We start from the raw sequence: 17,644 nt of genomic DNA on the forward strand, positions 1-17,644 counted from the left end.
AACCTTCGCCGTCATGGCCCGATCGCTCGATCCGTACCGGCCGTTCCCGCCCCGAACCGTACCGCCACCGCGTCGGCCCGCGACCTATACTCGGCAGCACCTCACGACCCACACGCACGGAGTACCCATGAAAACGATCGGACTGATCGGCGGCATGAGCTGGGAATCGTCGGCGGAGTATTACCGGCTGATCAATCGCGAATCGAAGGCGCGGCACGGCGGGCATCACAACGCGAAAAGCGTGCTGGTGACGGTCGATTTCGCCGAGATCGAGGCCTTGCAGCGCGCCCAGGACTGGCACGCGCTCGGCGAACGGATGGCCGGCGCGGCGCGCCAGCTTCAGGCGGCCGGCGCGGACCTCATCGTGCTGACCACCAACACCATGCACCGCGTGGCCGAGGCGATCGAGGCGGCCGTCACGCTGCCGTTCCTGCATATCGCCGACCCGACCGGCGCGGCGCTGCAGGCGGACGGCGTGCGCCGCGTCGCCCTGCTCGGCACGCGCTACACGATGGAGCTGCCGTTCTACGCGCAGCGGCTCGCCGAACGCTTCGGCATCGAGGCGCTGACGCCCGATGCCGACGATCGCGAGACGGTGCACCGCGTGATCTACGACGAGCTGTGTCACGGCCGGATCGAGGCCGCCTCGCGCGCCGCCTACGCGGCCATCATCGGCCGGCTGGCCGAGCGCGGCGCGCAGGCCGTGATTCTCGGCTGCACCGAGATCACGCTGCTGATCGGCGAACAGGATTCGCCGCTGCCCGTCTACGACACGACGGCGCTGCATGCGCACGCCGCCGTGGCGTTCGCGGCGGATTGAACACCACGCGGCCCGTGGTTCGACTCGGGCCGCGTCGCGCCACGGATGGCCACCGATAGCCGCTCGAGGCCCGCCCGCGTCAGATCCCCGTCATGCCCTGCAGGCTGATCTTCGACTGGGTGTTGGCCGGCTGCTCGCCGAGCTTGGTCAGCGCGCCGTTCGCGCCGATCGCATACGCGACGATCTTGTCGTCGCCGGCGTAGTCCTGGTAGAGGAACTTGCCGTCCGGGCTGACCCACGAATCGTTCGCGAACGCCGACGTTTGCCCCGCGACCGGCGTTTCGGTGGCGATCGACGCGTTCACCAGCGCCATCTTGCCGGTGCTGTCGATCGAGAACAGCGAGATCGCGCCGCTGCCGTTGCCGATGTAGGCGAAGCGGTTGTCCGGCGTCACGGTGATCCAGCACGGCGCGGCCTGGCCGGTCACGGTGATCGGCGAACCGGTCGAGGCGAACGCGCCCGTCGACGACGAGAAGCCGAACGATTCGACCGTGCCGCCCGCCGCGTCGGTCACGAAATAGCTCGACGCCAGCGCACCCGAGCCGAAGCGCGCGCCGAACGGGCCGACGCCGATCGAGCTGCTGTCGACCGGCGTGCCGAGCGTGCCGTCGGCCTGCACCGGGAAGGCCAGCAGCATGTTCAGCGGCGCGGTCGGCGTGACGGTGCGCAGGAAGCCGTTGACGATCACGTACTTGCCGTCGGGGCTGACCGACACTTCCGTCGGCAGCGCATCCTGCACCACCACCGCGTACTGGCCGATCGAGGTGAGCTTGCCGTCCGTGCCAAGGCGGTAGGCGCCCAGCTCCTGCGCGCCCTGCTGATGCGTGACGTAGAGCACGCCGTTCGCGAACGCGAGCGAGGTCGGCCGCACGCCGCCCGTGGGCGACACCGCCAGCAGGCTCAGATCGCTGCCCGAAATCGCGAACACGCTGACGGTGTTGTCGCCCGCATTGGCGACGAACAGGCGCGTGCCGTCCGGCGACACCAGGACGCTGTTGTTGCTGGTCAGCGCGTCGGGCGCGACGATGTTGCCCATAAAGTAGTTCACGCCGTTGGTGCCCTTGCCGCCGGTCGCCAGCACGGGCTTGGCGCTCAACGTGCCGTCGGCGTTGCGCACGAAATGCAGCACCGCGTTCTGCGTGTCGTTGGTTTGCGCGAACAGTTGCGCGGTCTTCTGCGGCGCGGGCGCCGGCGTGGACGCGGGAGCCGGCGCGGAGGCCGCGGCCGGCGGCGTGGGGGTGTCGTCGCTGCCGCCGCACGCTGCAAGAATGGCCGTCGTGGTCAGGGCCGTGATCAATTTGAGCTTCATCCGTTTCACCTTGGTCGTCAGTAGTCGGGTTAGCGATCGTTGCTTGCTGGTTTCTCTCGATCGCGCGCCCATCAATTCGGGTAACTGAAGGTTGCGGTTACAACGGATTAAAAAATTTCTGCATGATTTCCCGCTTGCAGGCAGGCATAAACGACGATGCCCGCGGGCCTGGCGGCACCGCGGGCATCGTCGTGCCGTGCGACGGCTTACTTCGACATGGCGTCCTTGCCCATCGAATCCTTGCTCATCGAATCCTTGCTCATGCCGTCCTTGCCCATCGCGTCATGCTTCATCGCGCCCTTGCCCATCGCATCGTGCTTCATCGCACCCTTGCCCATCGCGTCGTGCTTCATCGCGCCGTTGCCCATTGCGTCGTGCGACATCGCATCGTTCGACATTGCGCCGCTTGCCTGCGCGAATGCTGCCGTTGCACCGATGCTCAGCGTTGCCGCCACGATTGCCATTGCCAGTTTCTTCATGATTTGCTCCTTGCCGGGTGAAAAAAATTCGGTCCTTTCGATGCGGACCTGTTGATGAATCGTTCGCGCGCGGCCCGTCAGGACCCGCCGAACCAGTTGTAGCCCTGATCGACCCAATAGCCGCCCGGGTACACATTGGTGACGAAGATCTCGACGATATGCTTCGGGTTCTTGTAGCCCAATTTCGTCGGCATCCTCAGTTTCATCGGATAGCCGTATTTCGCCGGCAACCGTTGACCGTCGTAATCGAAGGCGAGCAGCGTCTGCGGATGCAGCGCGGTGGCCATGTCGATGCTTTCGTAGTAATCGTCCGCGCAGCGAAAGCCCACGTACTTCGCGCTGGTATCGGCGCCGATGCGGCGCAGGAATTCGGAGAACGGCGTGCCGCCCCAGCGGCCGATCGCGCTCCAGCCTTCCACGCAGATATGCCGCGTGATCTGCTCGGCATGCGGCAACGCATACAGCTCGGGCAGCGTCCAGGCGCGCTGGCCCGTCACGAGGCCGCTCACCTTCAGGCGGAAATCGCTGCCGTCCACCTCGGGCACGTCATCGATGCCGTAGAACGCGTTGAACGGAAACGGCCGCGTGATTTGCGCTTCGGTATAGGTGGGCGCCAGCGCGCGCGGGTCGAACAACGCGGCCTGCACGCGATCGTTGAGCCGCGACACGGCGGACAGGAAACCGTCCACCGAGGCGTCGTCGCTCAGCGTGCAGCCGGTCAGCATCGACAGGCCGCCCAGCGTCAGCATCCGTTTGCCGAACAGGCGCCGCGACGGCATCGCGAGTTCGCGCTGCGCATCGGCGAGCACGATCTCGCGGTCGATGCCAAGTTGGGCGGGAAGGTCGTTCCGTTTCATTTCGAAGTCCTGATATTGCTTGGGGCGCGCCGGCTCAACGGCCGCGCAACATGGTCAGCAGCGAGCGCGGCACCAGCGCCACCATCGCCACGTGAACGATCACGAACGCGGCCATCACCGCCATCGCGCAGAAGTGCACCACGCGCGCCGTGTCGTAGCCGCCGAACAGCTCGCGCAGCAGCGGGAATTGCACCGATTTCCAGATCGCCAGCCCCGACAGCACCAGCACGATCAGGTCGACGATCACCCCCACGTAGGCCAGCTTCTGCACCGCGTTGTAGTGAGACGGATCGTCGTGCTGAAGCTTGCCGCGCAGCGCCGCGGCCAGGTCACGCAGCACCGCGCGCGGCGACAGCGGCAGGAAGCGCGCCGCGAAACGGCCGGTCGCCACGCTCATCGTCAGGTACGTCAGCCCGTTGAACACCAGCAGCCACATCGCCGCGAAATGCCATTGCAGCGCGCCGCCGAGCCAACCGCCGATGGTCCACGACGACGGAAACACGATCGACGGGAACACCGGCGAGGCGTTGTAGATGCGCCAGCCCGACAGCATCATCAGCAACGCGGCCAGCGCGTTGAGCCAATGCGTGACGCGCAGCCAGACCGGGTGCGCCGGCCGGGCACGCGGCGCGCCGGCGGGGGCAGCACGGCCGGATCGGGCCGGAGGGGCGGAGCGGGTCGAAAGCAGGGTCATGTCGGGCTCGCACGGCATCGTTCGATGCGCCAGGTTTCATCGTGGGTCGCCTGCTCGTCGAGCAATGCCACCCGTTACGACAAGCAATTCGGCGGCGCGGGCGTGCCGGTTACAGCGCCCTGAAAATATTTTTTGCGGAAGGGGAAATCGGCCCGGACGGACGGGCGAGGCCGGCAGGCCGCCCAAAAAGGGAGCAAACGAGAAAAGTCGCGCCAGACAAGACGCGAAGCGCGCAACGGCGGGGCGATGCGGCCAGGCCCGGTGCTTGCAGGGGCCACACCGTTCGGCTATTCTAAAACACTTGCTCTAGAATCCTAGCCGTCGCACCCAGGCGCGCGATCCGCGCCGCCCAAGGTCGATGCCAGTCCGGCGATGCGCCCCGCCCGCGTCAGCCGCCCCGTCATCACAGGACCACCCTTGTACGCAGCGGAAGACCGCCTGAAAGCGCTGTTCGTCAGCGGCCTCGACGGCAACGCCCAAGACTATCGCGGCTTTCTGCAGGAATTGACGCGTCACCTGCGCGGCTACCTGCGCAAGCGCATTCCGCAGATGCACGACGACGTCGAGGATCTGGTCCAGGAAATCCTGCTCGCCGTGCATCATGCGCGCCACACCTATCGCAGCGACGAACCGCTGACCGCCTGGGTCCACGCGATCGCCCGCTACAAGCTGATGGATTTCTTCCGTTCGCGGTTTCGCCGCGAATCGCTCAACGTGCCGTTCGACGACGATCACGAAGCGATGTTCACCGCGCCCGACGACGAGCCGGCGCAGGCGCGCCACGACCTCGGCAAATTGCTCGAACATCTGCCCGACAAGCAGCGGCTGCCGATCCTGCACGTGAAGCTGCAAGGGCTGTCGGTCACCGAAACGGCGGCGATCACCGGGCTGTCGGAATCGGCCGTGAAAGTGGGCGTGCATCGCGGGCTGAAGGCGCTGGCCGCCAGAATCCGGGGCGAGCGATGATCGATACCGACGACCTGATCGAACTGCTCGCGGCAGGCCTCGTACCCGGCCGCCGCGATCCGATCCCGCGTCACTTCGGCGTCACGCTGCCGCTCGGTTTCGCCGGTTCGTTGCTGCTGACCTGGTTCGTGTTCGGCTGGCGGCACGACCTGGCGCTCGCCACGCATGCCGCGCTGTTCTGGGTCAAGCTGGCGTTTCCGCTCGCGATCGCCGTGATGGCGTTCCTGCTCGTGCAGCGTCTCGGCAGGCCGGGGCTGCGCGGCGGCTACCGCTGGTGGCTGCTCGCCGTGCCGTTCCTGGCCGTGTGGATCGGCGGGGCCGCGCTGTTGATCGCCGCCGCGCCCGACGCGCGGCTGCCGATGCTGCTGGGCCACTCGTGGCGCAGTTGCCCGTTCAATATCCTGCTGCTGTCGGTGCCGAGCTTCGCGGCCGTGTTCTGGGCCATGCGCGGCCTTGCCGCCACCCAGCCGCGGCGCGCCGGCGCCGTATCGGGGCTGCTGGCCAGCGCGATCGCGACCGTCGCCTACTGCCTGCATTGCCCGGAGATGAGCCCGGCGTTCTGGGGGGTGTGGTACGTGGCGGGATTGTTGTTGCCGGCGGCAATCGGCGCCTTGGCCGGGCCGCGCCTGCTGCGCTGGTAGGCGCGAAGCGACGACGCCGCGAAGCGCGTGGTCGTTCTTGTCGTGTCCGTGGTTCGCTCAGGCCGCGCGGCGCGCGTCCGGCGCGGCCAGCGATGCGCCGATCATGGCCAGCATCGGCCGCACCGCATCTTCCAGCAGGTCGCGCTGCGGCCGCACGCGCGCCAGCACGCGCAGCCCCATCAGCATCGTGAACAGCATCCGCGACACGTCGCGCGCGGCCAGCGTGGCCGGAATCGAGCCGGCGGCCTGCCCCGCCTCGACGCAGCGCAGGAAAAACGCCTCGACGTCCTTCAGGATCGATTCGAGCACGGGCTGGAGATCGGCGTCGTGCGGCGCCAGTTCCACGGCGGCGTTGACGATCAGGCAGCCCTTGCGCTGCGCATCGTTGGCGGTCAGGCGGATGATCTCGTCGAAGAACGCGACGATCGCGTCGCGCGGCGGCAGGCGATGCTCGAAGCGGCGCACGCGGTCGCGGAAGCCGCCTTCGACGTAGCGCTCGAACGCCCGCATGTAGAGCGCGCGCTTGTCGCCGAACGCGTTGTAGACGCTTGCGCCCGTCATGCCCATCGTGGCGGCCAGGTCACGCACCGAGGTGGACGTATAACCGTACGCCCAGAACTGCGCGATCGCGGCATCCAGTGCGGCGTCTTCGTCGAATTCGCGTGGGCGAGCCATCGCTGCTTGCTTCTCCGTGTCGTGATGCGGCCGCCGTTGCGGGCCGCGCCCGACATTTTAGATCAATCGTTCTGGAACGTGCCGAGCCGCGCTCAGTCCAGCGTCGCGATCACCGGCGTATGGTCGGACGGCTGCTCCCACTTGCGCGGCTCGCGGTCGACTTCACAGGCCGTCAGCGTGGTGGCCAGCGCCGGCGACAGCAGGATGTGATCGATGCGCAGGCCGGCGTTGCGGCGGAAGCCCATCATCCGGTAATCCCACCAGGTGAAGGTTTTTTCGGGCTGCTCGAAGCGGCGGAACGCATCGACGAAGCCCATCTCCAGCAGCGCCGCGAAATGCGCGCGCTCCTGCGGCGACACCAGGTTCTGCCCTTCCCACTTGGCGGGATCGTGCACGTCGCGATCCTCGGGGGCGATGTTGTAGTCGCCGAGCAGCGCGAGCTTCGGATAGCGCGCCATTTCGCTCTTGAGCCAGGCTTGCAGCGCATCGAGCCATTGCAGCTTGTACGTGAACTTCTCCGAGTCGGGCGCCTGGCCGTTCGGGAAATAGGCCGAGACGATCCGCACGCCATTCACGGTGACCGCGATCACGCGCTGCTGCGCGTCCTCGAAGCCGGGGATGTTCTTGACGACATCGGTTTCGTCGACGCTCAGGCTGTCGCGCACGAGAATCGCGACGCCGTTATAGGTCTTCTGGCCGGTAAACCAGCTGCGATAGCCGGCCGCCTCGAGATCGGCCTTCGGGAATTTCTCGTCGGGGAGCTTCAGTTCCTGCAGGCAGAGCACGTCGGTGTGGCTCGACGCGAGCCAGTCGAGCACATGCTGCTTGCGCACGTTCAGGGAATTGACGTTCCAGGTGGCGATCTTCATCGATGCGGAGTTCCGTGGTGAATCAGGGGCGGCGCGCGCGTATCGCGCTTGCGCGGCGAGGCGGTTCGAAGGGGGTGCAAACACGCCGGATATCGCGCGGGCGGCCTGCGCCTCGCGGTCAGACCGGCTCGACGGGAGTGTACCAGCGGAGAGGATTTGTTCCGTTCGCACGGGCGCCGTGAAATTTTTTTCGCGCTAGCGTTTGACACAAGTACATAATACCCCTATACTCGATTTTCTCAGACGCGGGGTGGAGCAGTCTGGCAGCTCGTCGGGCTCATAACCCGAAGGTCACAGGTTCAAATCCTGTCCCCGCAACCAGATATTCAAAGGGTTACAGCTATCGGCTGTAACCCTTTGTGCTTTCTGCGCCGTGTTTCGACGTGCGCCGCCCAACCGGCATCACGCTCGGGTTACGCCCCTCTCCATCGATCGTCGTCGCAAGACGGCAGCACCACGTCGACGTTCAACCATGGCAACCGGATGACCGATCGCTAACGCGACGAATCAGCGGCTCCCCCACGGACCAACACAATCTGATCGACCAATTCGAGCTTCAGCGGCTTGTCCGCATCGAGCTTGTTTTTCTCGATCACGAATTTCCATCCATCACCGCTACCGGGGTGACGATAGAACGCCACAACGGCAATAAATTTCGTGTCGGCCCGCATCGGCTGCGAAAGACTCGCGGCCCCGCCCGGGTTCAGCACCGTCGCGAGACTCGCCTGCAGATCCTGCGCCAGCACGACTCGGTCGTTTTTCAGCAGATCCTCATAGGACGCACCGTCGAACATCTTGCGATCCTTCAACTGATACACGCGCACGGCAACCGACGTCGCACGCCCCGCCTCGTCGGGATTCAACGCTTCGCGAGCGGACAGATCGACGTCGAGCACCTTGACCTGCTTGAAGAACGTTGCGCGGTACGCACTCGACGACGCGTCGGAAACGGCCTGCCAGGCGCCGCATCCCGACAAAAGCGTGGCAAACGCCACGGTGAGCAAAATGAAACGAGTCAGCATCGGCCATCTCCGATCAGGCAGGTTGAAGCAAATAGGGATTCGGCTCGGGTGCGGGAACAGCGAGGTAGCGACCGAGCGCAATGTTGATCAGGCGTTCGCCCTCGGCGGGCAGCACCGTAGTCCATCCCAATCGCGGCGCGGGATCGAGGTGCCCTCGGCCGATCGCCGGGCGCGGTACGAACCGTGACGACATCTCCATGCGCAGGTGGACATCGGCCTTGACGCCCACATACAACTGCACGAATGCCATCAGATCGCGGTGCAGCGCCCCACCGGGCAACAGGCCATTCGCCTGCCGCTCGTCGGCGGGTCGCAACGTCACACGCACAGCCCGGCCGCGGTAGGTCATTCGCTTGCCCAGGACATAGCCGCTACCCAGGCCGCCGCGCCGGCCGTTTTCCGGTTCGGCGCCGGCGCGCGCCGACGTCAGCGGACAGGGCCGGCCGGTCGATGTCATGACAGGCCAAAACTCGTCGACCCGCACGCTCACGCCCGGAATCGCCAACGCCACCACGCCCGCCAATCCTTCCGGCGTACGCGTGCGCTGAATCAGCAGCCCCAACAGCGCCAGCATCCTCGAATCGGGCAAGCCGGCGCGCTTCGGCTTGTCGCCCCAGCCGAACCCGGCCAGGCAAAGCAGGTTGCGCGAATGGACGTCCACGCCGCCAGGCCGGAAATGTTCGGGGTAACGGTACTTGCGCCACGCGCGATACAGCAACGTGACGTACCGGTGATTGAACTGATCGAGAAACGCCTCGACCGCCTCGTGCCCTTCCTCGCGCAACGCGATCTCGTCGATCATGTGCGACGGCATCGCCGCGTCGACACCATACAAGCCCATGAACGTCGTGCGCACGACCGGCGGCGCATCCGGCCACGCGTCGTCGAACTCGACCGACGCCACTTCGCCGGTCGGAAAACCCAGACGCGGCCTCGGCCGGAAACGCACCGGCTCGTGGTCGAGCGCATCGCGCGTACCGAAGCCGGGGCGATCGGGCGCGCGCAACTCGAGCAGCCGGCAAAGCTGCATGAAGTTCATGCGCGGTGCGCGCGCCAGCAGCGACGCGACGAGCGGATCGAAATTCGGAAGCCCGCTGTGTGTCATAGCGCGGCTCGCTGCGCCTTGCTGCGCGGCCATTCGATCCGCTCCTGCGAGGGCAGGCTGGTGATTGCGAGCTTCGTGAACAGGTTGAGGTCGGCATAGAGCGCGAAGAACCGGTGCAGCAGTTCGCCGAACAACATCAAATCGCCCTCCCCGACGAATGCGTGACTGTCGAGCGTGACCTCGATCGCGACGCCCCGCTCGACCGAGCCGCCCGATACCTCCTCGATCAGCGCCTGCGATACCCACAAGATGCCCGCGAGCCGACGACGGTTCAATTCGTCGTCGGTCCAGTCGTAGAGCGCGAGCGCGCCGCGCAATACTTCCGCGTTCATCATCGACAGGAAGTTCGGCGCCAGATGCGACAGCACACGCCATTGGAACCGGTCGTCGGTCGGCGGATACAGCGGCAACGTCGGCGAAACGAGATTGCGCACCCCGGCGACGTTCTGCGTGCTGCCCGCAAGCTGGTCGAGGCTGGCTTCACGCAGGCCCTTGCGCGGCAGCATCCCGTTCGTGCCCGTTACGCGCAGCGACAGGCTTTCCTCGGGAAGCGCCTGCCTGGCATCCCACGCGTGACCGCCGAGGATCACCCAGGTCTCGTGCAAGCCCGACATACCGGGCCGCACCCGCGAATGGAAATAGCGCTCCGGCGCCTCGTGGCGCAGCATGCCGCCGCGGTGCCGGAACGTCGCGAACGGCACGTAGGCATATCGCTCGGCCGTTTCGTGATCGAACGCCTCGATCGCATCGACGCAATACGTTTCGACATGCTCGCGCTGATGGCCGGCCGGCACCACGCGATACTCGGTTTCGTGATGGTCGATCTCGATCGGCTCGGCATCGAGTTCGAACAGGTTGATGACCGGTGAACAGAACAGCCGGACGTTTTCCGCGCCGAAGCGCCGGTCGGTCGGGTAGGCCTGCGTCAGCACGATCTCCAGCTCGAAGCGGGTCGCGCCTTCGGGCAACGCTGCAACGTCCAGCCCGCAAAGATCGACAAACAGGAATTTGTCGCGGAACGTGAAATATTCGAGCAGCAGTTGATACCCCGAGAACCCCGCGTCGGCATTCGGCCACAACCGCTCCTCGGTCGAGAACCCGGCCGGCTCGATCGTGACGCCAGCGAGCGGCACGGCGTCTGCGTCGCGGACTTCCGGTATGCGCCAGACGATCGTGTCGATCCGACGCGTCAGCGCGAGGTGCATCGCGAACGCCGTCGGCAGGTCCGCGCTCAGATGCAGACGCAACCGTGACAGGTCGGTCTCCTTGCGAAGCGCCGAGCCGTCGAGTGCGAAGCCGAGCCGAATCACCGAACGGCCATCCTGGCGCAGAGCCGGGCCGGCATGCGTGATCGCGATCGGCTGCAACGCGACGGGCTGGGTGGTGCGATACAGGCACTGGACCGTCGTCGGTGCCGTGCCCTCCGCGCCGGCGGCCGGCGGCACCGGGATCGGCGCGGAGCGCACCGGCACGCCGGCCGGCACGATTTCGGTCTTCTGCAACTTGCCCGCGAGCGGCGCCAGCTCCACGATCGACAACGACGGAATCATCCGCAGATAGTGCGGCCACAACAGGCTGACCAGCCCTTCGGTCAACTCGGGCAGTTCGTCGTCGAGCTTTTGCCGAAGCCGGCCGGTCAGGAATGCGAAACCTTCGAACAGCCGCTCGACATAGGGGTCGCGATCGCCGACGCGATCGAGGTTGAGCAGGCGAGCGCGATCGGGATGCGCCTTCGCGAATTCCTTGCCGGATTCACGCAGGTAACGCATTTCCGCTTCGTAATAGCGCAGGATCGGATCGTTGTTTTCCATGGACTTCCGTTACGAATGAGTCAGCGCGCGCGCCGGGTCGAGCACGGTCAGCTCCGCGTGCAGGTCGGCGATGCGGCGCGCCAGCGCCGGCTTGTCGGCATCCTTGCGGTGGCTCGTCGCCGTCAAGGTGCGCACGAGTTGCTGCTTGACCTCGAATGCCAGCGACGGCTCCCAGCGAATCAGCGGGAGCGATCCGGCCAGCGCGTCGAGTTCGGCCAGCAGGGCGAGCGCCGCATCGGGCCTCCCGGCATGGTCGGCCAGACGCGCCATCACGAGCCGTTGGAGATAGCGGTGCCGCGCGGTCTTCATGCCGGGCAGCGCATCGAGCCACGCGAACGCGGCCTCCACGCCATCGCGGCCAGCGAGATCCCGCGCTTGCGCTTCGATTTCCGGCCAGTCGCCGGCCTCGCCTTCGCCATTCGCCGATACCGGCAGCGGCGCCACCGCCTCGCCCGCCTCCAGGTCGCGCACCACTGCGTGGCGCGCGATCCATTCGAGCGTCGTGTCGTCCGCGAACGGTGTGCCGTCGTCGAATGTAAGTCGTTCGATGCCGGGCAGCCGCGCCAGAAACAACGCGAAATCCGCGCGCAGCAATTCGCTCCATGCTCGGTAGGGCGCACCGACGTGATCGAGCGCGACGTGCTGGAAATATTGCAGATCGAACCAGAGGTGATTCACGCCCTCCATGAACGCCCCCTCCACGCGTTCGAGCACGGTGTGCCATTGCTTCTGCAGCACGAGGCGCTTCATCTGCTGGCGCAACTCGGAACGCGGCGGGACGAGACGCGTATGCAACGCCGCATCCGATGGCGGCACGTCGTGCAAGGTGTCCCATCGGACGCTGCGCACAACGCGCGCCGCCGGCAGGTAGCCATTTTCCTGATCGCGCAGCCACGCCGACATCGCGCGGGCCTGCTCGAGCAGATCGCGCGCCGACGCGATCGATCCGCCCGCCGCGCTCGGCGAGACCACCATGGACGGGATTGCCGCGTCCGCACCGACGCTGCGAACCGGCTCGTCCTGGCCGTGGAAGCGGGCAACGAGCGGCTGCAGATTCGGACGCGCGGCTTCGGGCCACGCGCTGGTTCGAGCGACGATCCTGTCGAGCGCCGCCATCACACGCTCGGCATCGGCGGGCGTGAACGCGCCGCGGCTATCCAGCGTTTCGATCATTCGGGCCGTCGCGAACATGTCCAGCGCGGCTCGCTTCGCTTCGGCGCGCGCCGGCGACATGGCTTCGCCGAACCGGTCGACCAGCCACGCAGCCAGTTCGATCGCATCGGCAAACCCGGCCGGACCATCCATGCGAAGCCGCGCGAACGCGTAGTAGCCGGCCAGACGCAGATCCTTGCCGGTCTCCTTGAGCAACTGCTCGCAGAGACGAGCAATCAATCCGTCGTCGATGCCCGACAGCTTGTTCGCCTCGTCCTTCAGTTCGAAGAACGCGTCTTCATAACCGGGGTCGCGACCGCATGCGTGCTCGCCCGCGATCGGGGCAAGCCACGCCGCCCAGGGTTCCTCATGCGAATCGAGCGGCGAATCGAGCTGCGAATCGCTGCGCGGGCCGCCGACGAGTGTCTTTACGAGATGGGCAAGCGTCATTGAATGTCTTCGAGCGCCAATGCGTCGCCCAACAAGCGGAGGGCGTATCCGAACGGGCGAGACGCGGCATCGGACGATGACGCCATCGTCACCGGCGGCAACATCGCCGCGTGAGGATCGGTTGATGGAACACGGCCGCCGGACGTGACCCGCGGCGCCATCGTTTCAGGCGATTTCGTCGCGGTGAGTTGGCGGTCTGCCGTGTGCGGATTCGCAGACATGGCGTCATCCGGCAATGGCACGCGGCATGACGGGCGGCCGCGATCACCTCGGCCGGAAGCGGTGGTGGATCGGCGGCCGACGGGCTCGTTGCGACGTTCACGGCACCCGTCACGAAAACCGGTGCCGACAGCGTGAAGCGGCGCCACCTCGGGAAACGACGCATCGTTATCGAAATTGACGAACGGATAGCGGCCCGCGAACGTCCTGCTCCGGTCGGCGACGATCGCACTGCGCCACATCTCGTCCAGACTCAAGGTCGCCGACTATGCGACGGCTCGTCATGTCTGAGCGAACGGCCCGCGAAGCAGATCGCCGAGACGCGCCCCCTGCTCACCCAGGCCCGCGTAATCAGCGACGGCCGGCAACCCAGATTCGGATCCACCGGCGCAACGGTGAATTTGGCGGGGCGCCCGACGACCTGGCTCATCGGAATGCCGGCCATCGGGCTCGTGAACTCGATGTCGTAGCAGTACAGCTCGCTCACCGCATCGCGCCCCGCGAAACGGAGTACGGAAGCTGGCGCCGGGTGCGGCGCCAGCTTCAATTCATATGCCTGCGACGGCAGTACCATCGACATTTTTTTCTCTCAGGTTCGCCCGCACGGCACCGACACCGGAGCAACGTCAGGCGCTCCGGTACGTCATGAGACGGGAAACATCGATCAGCTCTTGGCCTTCGGCATCTGCGACACCAGCGACAGCCCGATATCCATGCCCTCCACCTGGAAATGCGGGACGATGAACAGCTTGATGCGGAAGAAGCCGGGGTTGTCGTCGATGTCCTCGACGCTCACCTTCGCATCGCGCAGCGGATGCGATGCCTGAAGCTCGTCGCCCGGGTCCTTCATCTCGGTCACCAGCCCCTTGATCCAGCTGTTCAACTCGAGCTCGAGCAGACGCCGATCCTTGGTGGTGCCGATGTTCTCGCGCTGAATCAGCTTCAGGTAGTGCGCGATGCGCGAGAGCAGGAAGATGTACGGCAAGCGCGCATTGATCCGGCTGTTGGCCGTGGCTTCCTTGGTCTCGTACAACGCCGGCTTTTGCGTCGAACTGGCCGAGAAGAAGCAGGCGAAATCGTGGTTCTTGTAGAACGACAGCGGAATGAAACCGAGATTCGCAAATTCGAACTCGCGCGTTTCCGGGATCAGCACTTCGGTCGGGATCTTCGGCTGCACGCCCGTGCCGAGGTCGTACAGGTGCACCGGCAGATCCTCGACCTTCCCGCCCGCCTGCGGGCCGCGAATCTGCACGCACCAGCCGTTGTTGACGAAGCTGCGCACCATGTTGGCGGCGAACGCGAACGACGCGTTGACCCACAGATATTTATCGTGATCGGGGCCTTTGACCGCCTCGTCGTAGTTGAACGCGCGCACCGGCGTGGTGTCCTTGCCGTACGGCAACCGACCCAGCACACGCGGTATGGTCAGGCCGACGTAGCGTGCATCGTCGGTGTCGCGGAAGCTCTTCCACTTGATGTATTCGGCGCGATCGAAGTAGTTGCCGATGTCCTGAATCGCCGCCACGTCCTCCATCGACTGCTTGCCGAAGAACGCCGCGCCCACCGAGCCGATGAACGGCATGTGCGCTGCCGCCGCCACTTTCGAGATGTTGCGCAACAGCGCGATATCCACCGGGGAATTCGCGAACTCGAAATCGCTGATCATCGCGCTGATCGGCTGGCCGCCGGGCGTGTCGTATTCCTCGATGTAGGTGAGCCGATACAGGCCGCTCTGGATCAGCTCCGGCGTGTCTTCGAAGTCGCGCTGCAGCGCGTCCTTCGAGACGTCCAGCACTTCGATTCGGGCGTTCTTGCGGAAATCGGTGCGTGAAACCAGCATCTTGAGGCCGCGCCAACGGCCTTCGAGCGCCTGGAATTCCGGCGTATGCATGACCGCATCGAGCTGGCGGCTGATCTGCCGGTCAAGCTGGCCGATATGGAAATCGAGCAGCGACTTGTCCAGGCGATCGACCGGCCGGCTTTCCTTCGCGATCAGGTTGAGCAGCGCATCCATGCCGCGCGCGACACGCTCGTCGGCCGATGCCTCGGACAACGCATCGTTGTCGCGAAACGCCTCGATCGGCCGCGCTTCGGCCACCGGTTTCAGGTTGATCTTGTTGCACAACGCGGCGTACACGCTGTCGTGGTCCAGCACGAGCGTTTCCGTGATGCCCTGCTGCGATTCGTTCTGATGCATGGTTCTGTCGGCCTCGTTTCGAATGGATGAATGATTGCGGGAAGCGGTCACGGCCGTCTTCGGCCGGCCGCGATCACGCATGGCCTTCCTGTTGCAAGGTGGCCGTGGCGATCTGCCCGAGCTCGCCACGCAACTTGTCGGACAGGCGCCGATCCTTCAAAACCTTCTCGAGCTCGCGACGGAACGTGCTGTTATCGAGCAGGTTCGACTTGAGGTCACGCAATAGATTGCGCATGGCCAGCATGGCTTGCAGCTCCGGAATCTGGCGGGCAACCTGCTCCGGCTCGAAATCCTTCATCGAGCGAAACGAGAGATTCACCGGCAGTTCCGAGCCGTCGCCGGCCAGGGTATTGGCCGCCGCCATCTTGAGATCGGGTGCGTAGTCGGCCAGAACGGCATCGAAATTGTTCTTGTCGACGTTGACCTTGTTCCGCTCGGCCAGCGGCGCCTGCTCACGACCCGCGCTGAAATCGCCGGCAACCAGCAGCTTCAGCGGAAGCTCGACCTTCTTCCGGGCCCCGCCCGTATGCAGATCCAGGGTGATCGAGACGCGGCTCTTCGGAATTTCTCGCTGAAAGCTATCCATAGGATTCCTTATCTATCTCTCAGGTTCATGACGCCCTCGGAGCGCCTTTTATGTGATGGCTGCCATTCGTATCACTTCGATTCGAATCGGAATTAAACATGTTTATCTCTTCATCGTCAAAGAATTTTAATTCTCCGGAAAATAATTTAAGTTACCATTCAATCTTCACCAAATTTCATCAATCCACCAATTGCCAATTCCCATTCACATGGTGTAAGCATAATCAACGACGGGAATAGAAAACAAGAAATCTGACGAGAATCAAATTCAATCACATCAGCAACTATTCATCCTCAAAAATATCTTAAAAAATCAACCACCTTAATATTCAAATAAAACTCAAGATCAGACAAAAAATATACCAACAAAGATAAAAACAATGACTTCATAACAGCGCACGACAAACCGAAGACCACACCTATGCGGATCCACAAACCGCTCTGGCATGAGGGCTTGATCCTCACGCAACAACACTTCCAGCAACAGGAACGATGGGCCGGGTTCGCGATGCAGCAGATCGCGTCGGCGGCACTCGCCGAGCCATGGGGCACCCTCGCCGTCGAAATCGACGAAGAGGCGCTGGTCACGGCGCGCCTCAAGCTCACGCGGCTGATACTGCGCTTGCCCGACGGCACGCCGATCGACACGACCCTCGCCGATGCGCTGCCTGCCGCTCGCGACCTGAAGCAGGGCGTGCCCGCCAATCTGCAAAGCGTCGTCGTGCTCGCGGCGCTGGCCTTACCGGATGCGAACGGCAGCAATTGCCGCTTCGACGAAACCACGCTGGCGCGGCCCCGGCGCGCATATCGAGAGTTCGCCAAGGTCGCCGATCTGAACGGAACCGACGTGGCCGAAATCGCGGCCGAACGTCATGCGGTGCGGCTGCTGTTCGACTTCGAGTCGCACGCCGACGACACGGTCTGCGCGATCGCGCGACTCACCCGTGGTTCCAGCGGCCAGTTTCAGGTCGATCGTCGGTTCGTGCCGCCATGCCTGACGCTCGCCAGCCATCCGATACACCTCGAACGAGTCCATCGCCTGGCCGATATCCTGCACGCCAGGAGCCTGGCGCTCGGCAGCCGCCGCAGCGAACGCATCGAGCAGGTGGCGGAATATGGCGTGGCCGACGTGCAGTTGTTCTGGCTGCTTCATTGCATCCACGCCGCATGGCCGCAGCTCAGGCTGTTCGCCACGCACCCGGGCCGGCCACCCGAGCAGTTGTATTCGACGCTCGCCCAGCTGGCGAGCGCGCTCATGACGTTCTCCACCAACGCCCGGCTCACCGACATTCCGGCGTACGACCATGCCTGCGCCGACGAAGTGTTCGCCACGCTCGAATCGATGATTCGCACGCTGCTCGACGCCATCATTCCGTCTCGGGTGGTGTCGATCGACCTCATCCGCAAAGGACCGACCACCTGGTCCGGCCAGTTCCTCGACGAACGCATCGTGGCGGACGCGGCGGACTGGTATCTGTCGATCCACGCGCCGCTGCCCGCGTTCGAGCTGGTCGAACAATTCCCGCGGCTTTGCAAGATAGGCGCGCCCGACGATGTCGAACACATCGTCAATTCGGCACTGCTCGGCATTCCGCTGAAGGCCGTGCAACGCGTGCCGGGCGCGATTCCCGTGCGCCTGGACAACCACTACTTCGCGCTGGACGCATCGAGCACGGTGCACGCGAAGATGCTTGCCGCGCGTGCCTGCCAGATCTATCTGCCCGCATCGATCCCGGATGCGTCGCTCGAACTCTACGCGGTGCTGCGTTCATGATCACTTCGCGTCCCGATCC

Annotated in this window: 17 protein-coding genes, 1 tRNA gene and 1 pseudogene; 5 read left to right on the top strand and 14 right to left on the bottom strand. The window is 64.9% G+C overall.

What is annotated here, in order from left to right; genetic code table 11:
* Window positions 1-127: 127 nt before the first annotated feature.
* On the top strand, window positions 128-820 hold the full coding sequence (locus tag AB4850_RS27145; RefSeq protein ID WP_414442537.1) for an aspartate/glutamate racemase family protein: 693 nt from the start codon (window positions 128-130) through the stop codon (window positions 818-820).
* Between the two features lie 79 nt (window positions 821-899).
* Here AB4850_RS27145 and AB4850_RS27150 read toward each other — a convergent pair whose 3' ends face one another.
* The 4 genes from AB4850_RS27150 to AB4850_RS27165 all read right to left on the bottom strand — a co-directional run bounded on the left by AB4850_RS27150 (window position 900) and on the right by AB4850_RS27165 (window position 4,159).
* Window positions 900-2,129: a lactonase family protein gene (locus tag AB4850_RS27150; RefSeq protein ID WP_414442538.1), complete on the bottom strand. Its 1,230-nt coding sequence runs from the start codon at window positions 2,127-2,129 to the stop codon at window positions 900-902.
* A gap of 206 nt (window positions 2,130-2,335) precedes the next feature.
* Window positions 2,336-2,608, bottom strand: coding sequence for a pentapeptide MXKDX repeat protein (locus AB4850_RS27155; RefSeq protein WP_414442539.1), 273 nt, complete (start codon window positions 2,606-2,608; stop codon window positions 2,336-2,338).
* A gap of 77 nt (window positions 2,609-2,685) precedes the next feature.
* Complete coding sequence (locus tag AB4850_RS27160; RefSeq protein WP_414442540.1) at window positions 2,686-3,465, bottom strand: molybdopterin-dependent oxidoreductase; 780 nt, start codon at window positions 3,463-3,465, stop codon at window positions 2,686-2,688.
* 34 nt (window positions 3,466-3,499) lie between these two features.
* Entirely contained in the window at window positions 3,500-4,159 is a 660-nt protein-coding gene (locus AB4850_RS27165) for a cytochrome b/b6 domain-containing protein (RefSeq protein WP_414442541.1), read from the bottom strand.
* Between the two features lie 417 nt (window positions 4,160-4,576).
* Here AB4850_RS27165 and AB4850_RS27170 point away from each other — a divergent pair, with 417 nt between their 5' ends.
* Together AB4850_RS27170 and AB4850_RS27175 are read left to right on the top strand one after the other, a co-directional pair.
* Complete coding sequence (locus AB4850_RS27170) at window positions 4,577-5,125, top strand: sigma-70 family RNA polymerase sigma factor (protein ID WP_414442542.1); 549 nt, start codon at window positions 4,577-4,579, stop codon at window positions 5,123-5,125.
* Window positions 5,125-5,766, top strand: coding sequence for an NrsF family protein (locus AB4850_RS27175; protein ID WP_414445624.1), 642 nt, complete (start codon window positions 5,125-5,127; stop codon window positions 5,764-5,766). The genes AB4850_RS27170 and AB4850_RS27175 overlap by 1 nt, the downstream gene beginning before the upstream one ends.
* 57 nt (window positions 5,767-5,823) lie before the next feature.
* Here AB4850_RS27175 and AB4850_RS27180 read toward each other — a convergent pair whose 3' ends face one another.
* Complete coding sequence (locus tag AB4850_RS27180) at window positions 5,824-6,441, bottom strand: TetR/AcrR family transcriptional regulator (protein WP_414442543.1); 618 nt, start codon at window positions 6,439-6,441, stop codon at window positions 5,824-5,826.
* Between the two features lie 92 nt (window positions 6,442-6,533).
* A complete protein-coding gene (gene xth / locus AB4850_RS27185) occupies window positions 6,534-7,310 on the bottom strand; it encodes an exodeoxyribonuclease III (RefSeq protein WP_414442544.1) in 777 nt (258 codons plus the stop codon).
* A 244-nt stretch (window positions 7,311-7,554) separates the two neighbouring features.
* Between xth and AB4850_RS27190 the strand changes: the two genes are divergently transcribed.
* Window positions 7,555-7,631: transfer RNA gene (locus AB4850_RS27190), tRNA-Met, on the top strand.
* Window positions 7,632-7,804: 173 nt separating this feature from the next.
* On the opposite strand, the gene tssJ is transcribed toward AB4850_RS27190, so the two are convergent.
* From tssJ to tssB, 8 genes and pseudogenes are all read right to left on the bottom strand, one after another.
* On the bottom strand, window positions 7,805-8,332 hold the full coding sequence (gene tssJ / locus AB4850_RS27195) for a type VI secretion system lipoprotein TssJ (RefSeq protein ID WP_414442545.1): 528 nt from the start codon (window positions 8,330-8,332) through the stop codon (window positions 7,805-7,807).
* Between the two features lie 13 nt (window positions 8,333-8,345).
* On the bottom strand, window positions 8,346-9,470 hold the full coding sequence (gene tssG, locus AB4850_RS27200; RefSeq protein ID WP_414442546.1) for a type VI secretion system baseplate subunit TssG: 1,125 nt from the start codon (window positions 9,468-9,470) through the stop codon (window positions 8,346-8,348).
* Window positions 9,434-11,248 carry a type VI secretion system baseplate subunit TssF gene (tssF, locus tag AB4850_RS27205; protein WP_414442547.1) on the bottom strand — a complete coding sequence of 605 codons (1,815 nt, stop codon included), beginning with the start codon at window positions 11,246-11,248 and terminating at the stop codon, window positions 9,434-9,436. The genes tssG and tssF overlap by 37 nt, the downstream gene beginning before the upstream one ends.
* Window positions 11,249-11,257: 9 nt before the next feature.
* Complete coding sequence (tssA, locus tag AB4850_RS27210) at window positions 11,258-12,850, bottom strand: type VI secretion system protein TssA (protein WP_414442548.1); 1,593 nt, start codon at window positions 12,848-12,850, stop codon at window positions 11,258-11,260.
* The gene (locus AB4850_RS27215; RefSeq protein ID WP_414442549.1) at window positions 12,847-13,326 is read right to left on the bottom strand and encodes a hypothetical protein; all 480 of its coding nucleotides are present in this window, start codon (window positions 13,324-13,326) and stop codon (window positions 12,847-12,849) included. The genes tssA and AB4850_RS27215 overlap by 4 nt, the downstream gene beginning before the upstream one ends.
* Before the next feature lie 113 nt (window positions 13,327-13,439).
* A pseudogene (locus AB4850_RS27220) lies at window positions 13,440-13,649 on the bottom strand (hypothetical protein); the annotation flags it as partial.
* Between the two features lie 84 nt (window positions 13,650-13,733).
* The gene (gene tssC / locus AB4850_RS27225) at window positions 13,734-15,266 is read right to left on the bottom strand and encodes a type VI secretion system contractile sheath large subunit (protein WP_414442550.1); all 1,533 of its coding nucleotides are present in this window, start codon (window positions 15,264-15,266) and stop codon (window positions 13,734-13,736) included.
* Between the two features lie 73 nt (window positions 15,267-15,339).
* Complete coding sequence (gene tssB, locus AB4850_RS27230; protein WP_414442551.1) at window positions 15,340-15,852, bottom strand: type VI secretion system contractile sheath small subunit; 513 nt, start codon at window positions 15,850-15,852, stop codon at window positions 15,340-15,342.
* Between the two features lie 420 nt (window positions 15,853-16,272).
* On the opposite strand from tssB, the gene tssK reads away from it, so the two are divergent.
* Window positions 16,273-17,625, top strand: coding sequence for a type VI secretion system baseplate subunit TssK (gene tssK / locus AB4850_RS27235; protein ID WP_414442552.1), 1,353 nt, complete (start codon window positions 16,273-16,275; stop codon window positions 17,623-17,625).
* Window positions 17,626-17,644: the final 19 nt, after the last annotated feature.

This window comes from Burkholderia sp. 22PA0106, from assembly GCF_047497155.1.
In the GTDB taxonomy this organism is placed as follows: Bacteria; Pseudomonadota; Gammaproteobacteria; order Burkholderiales; family Burkholderiaceae; genus Burkholderia.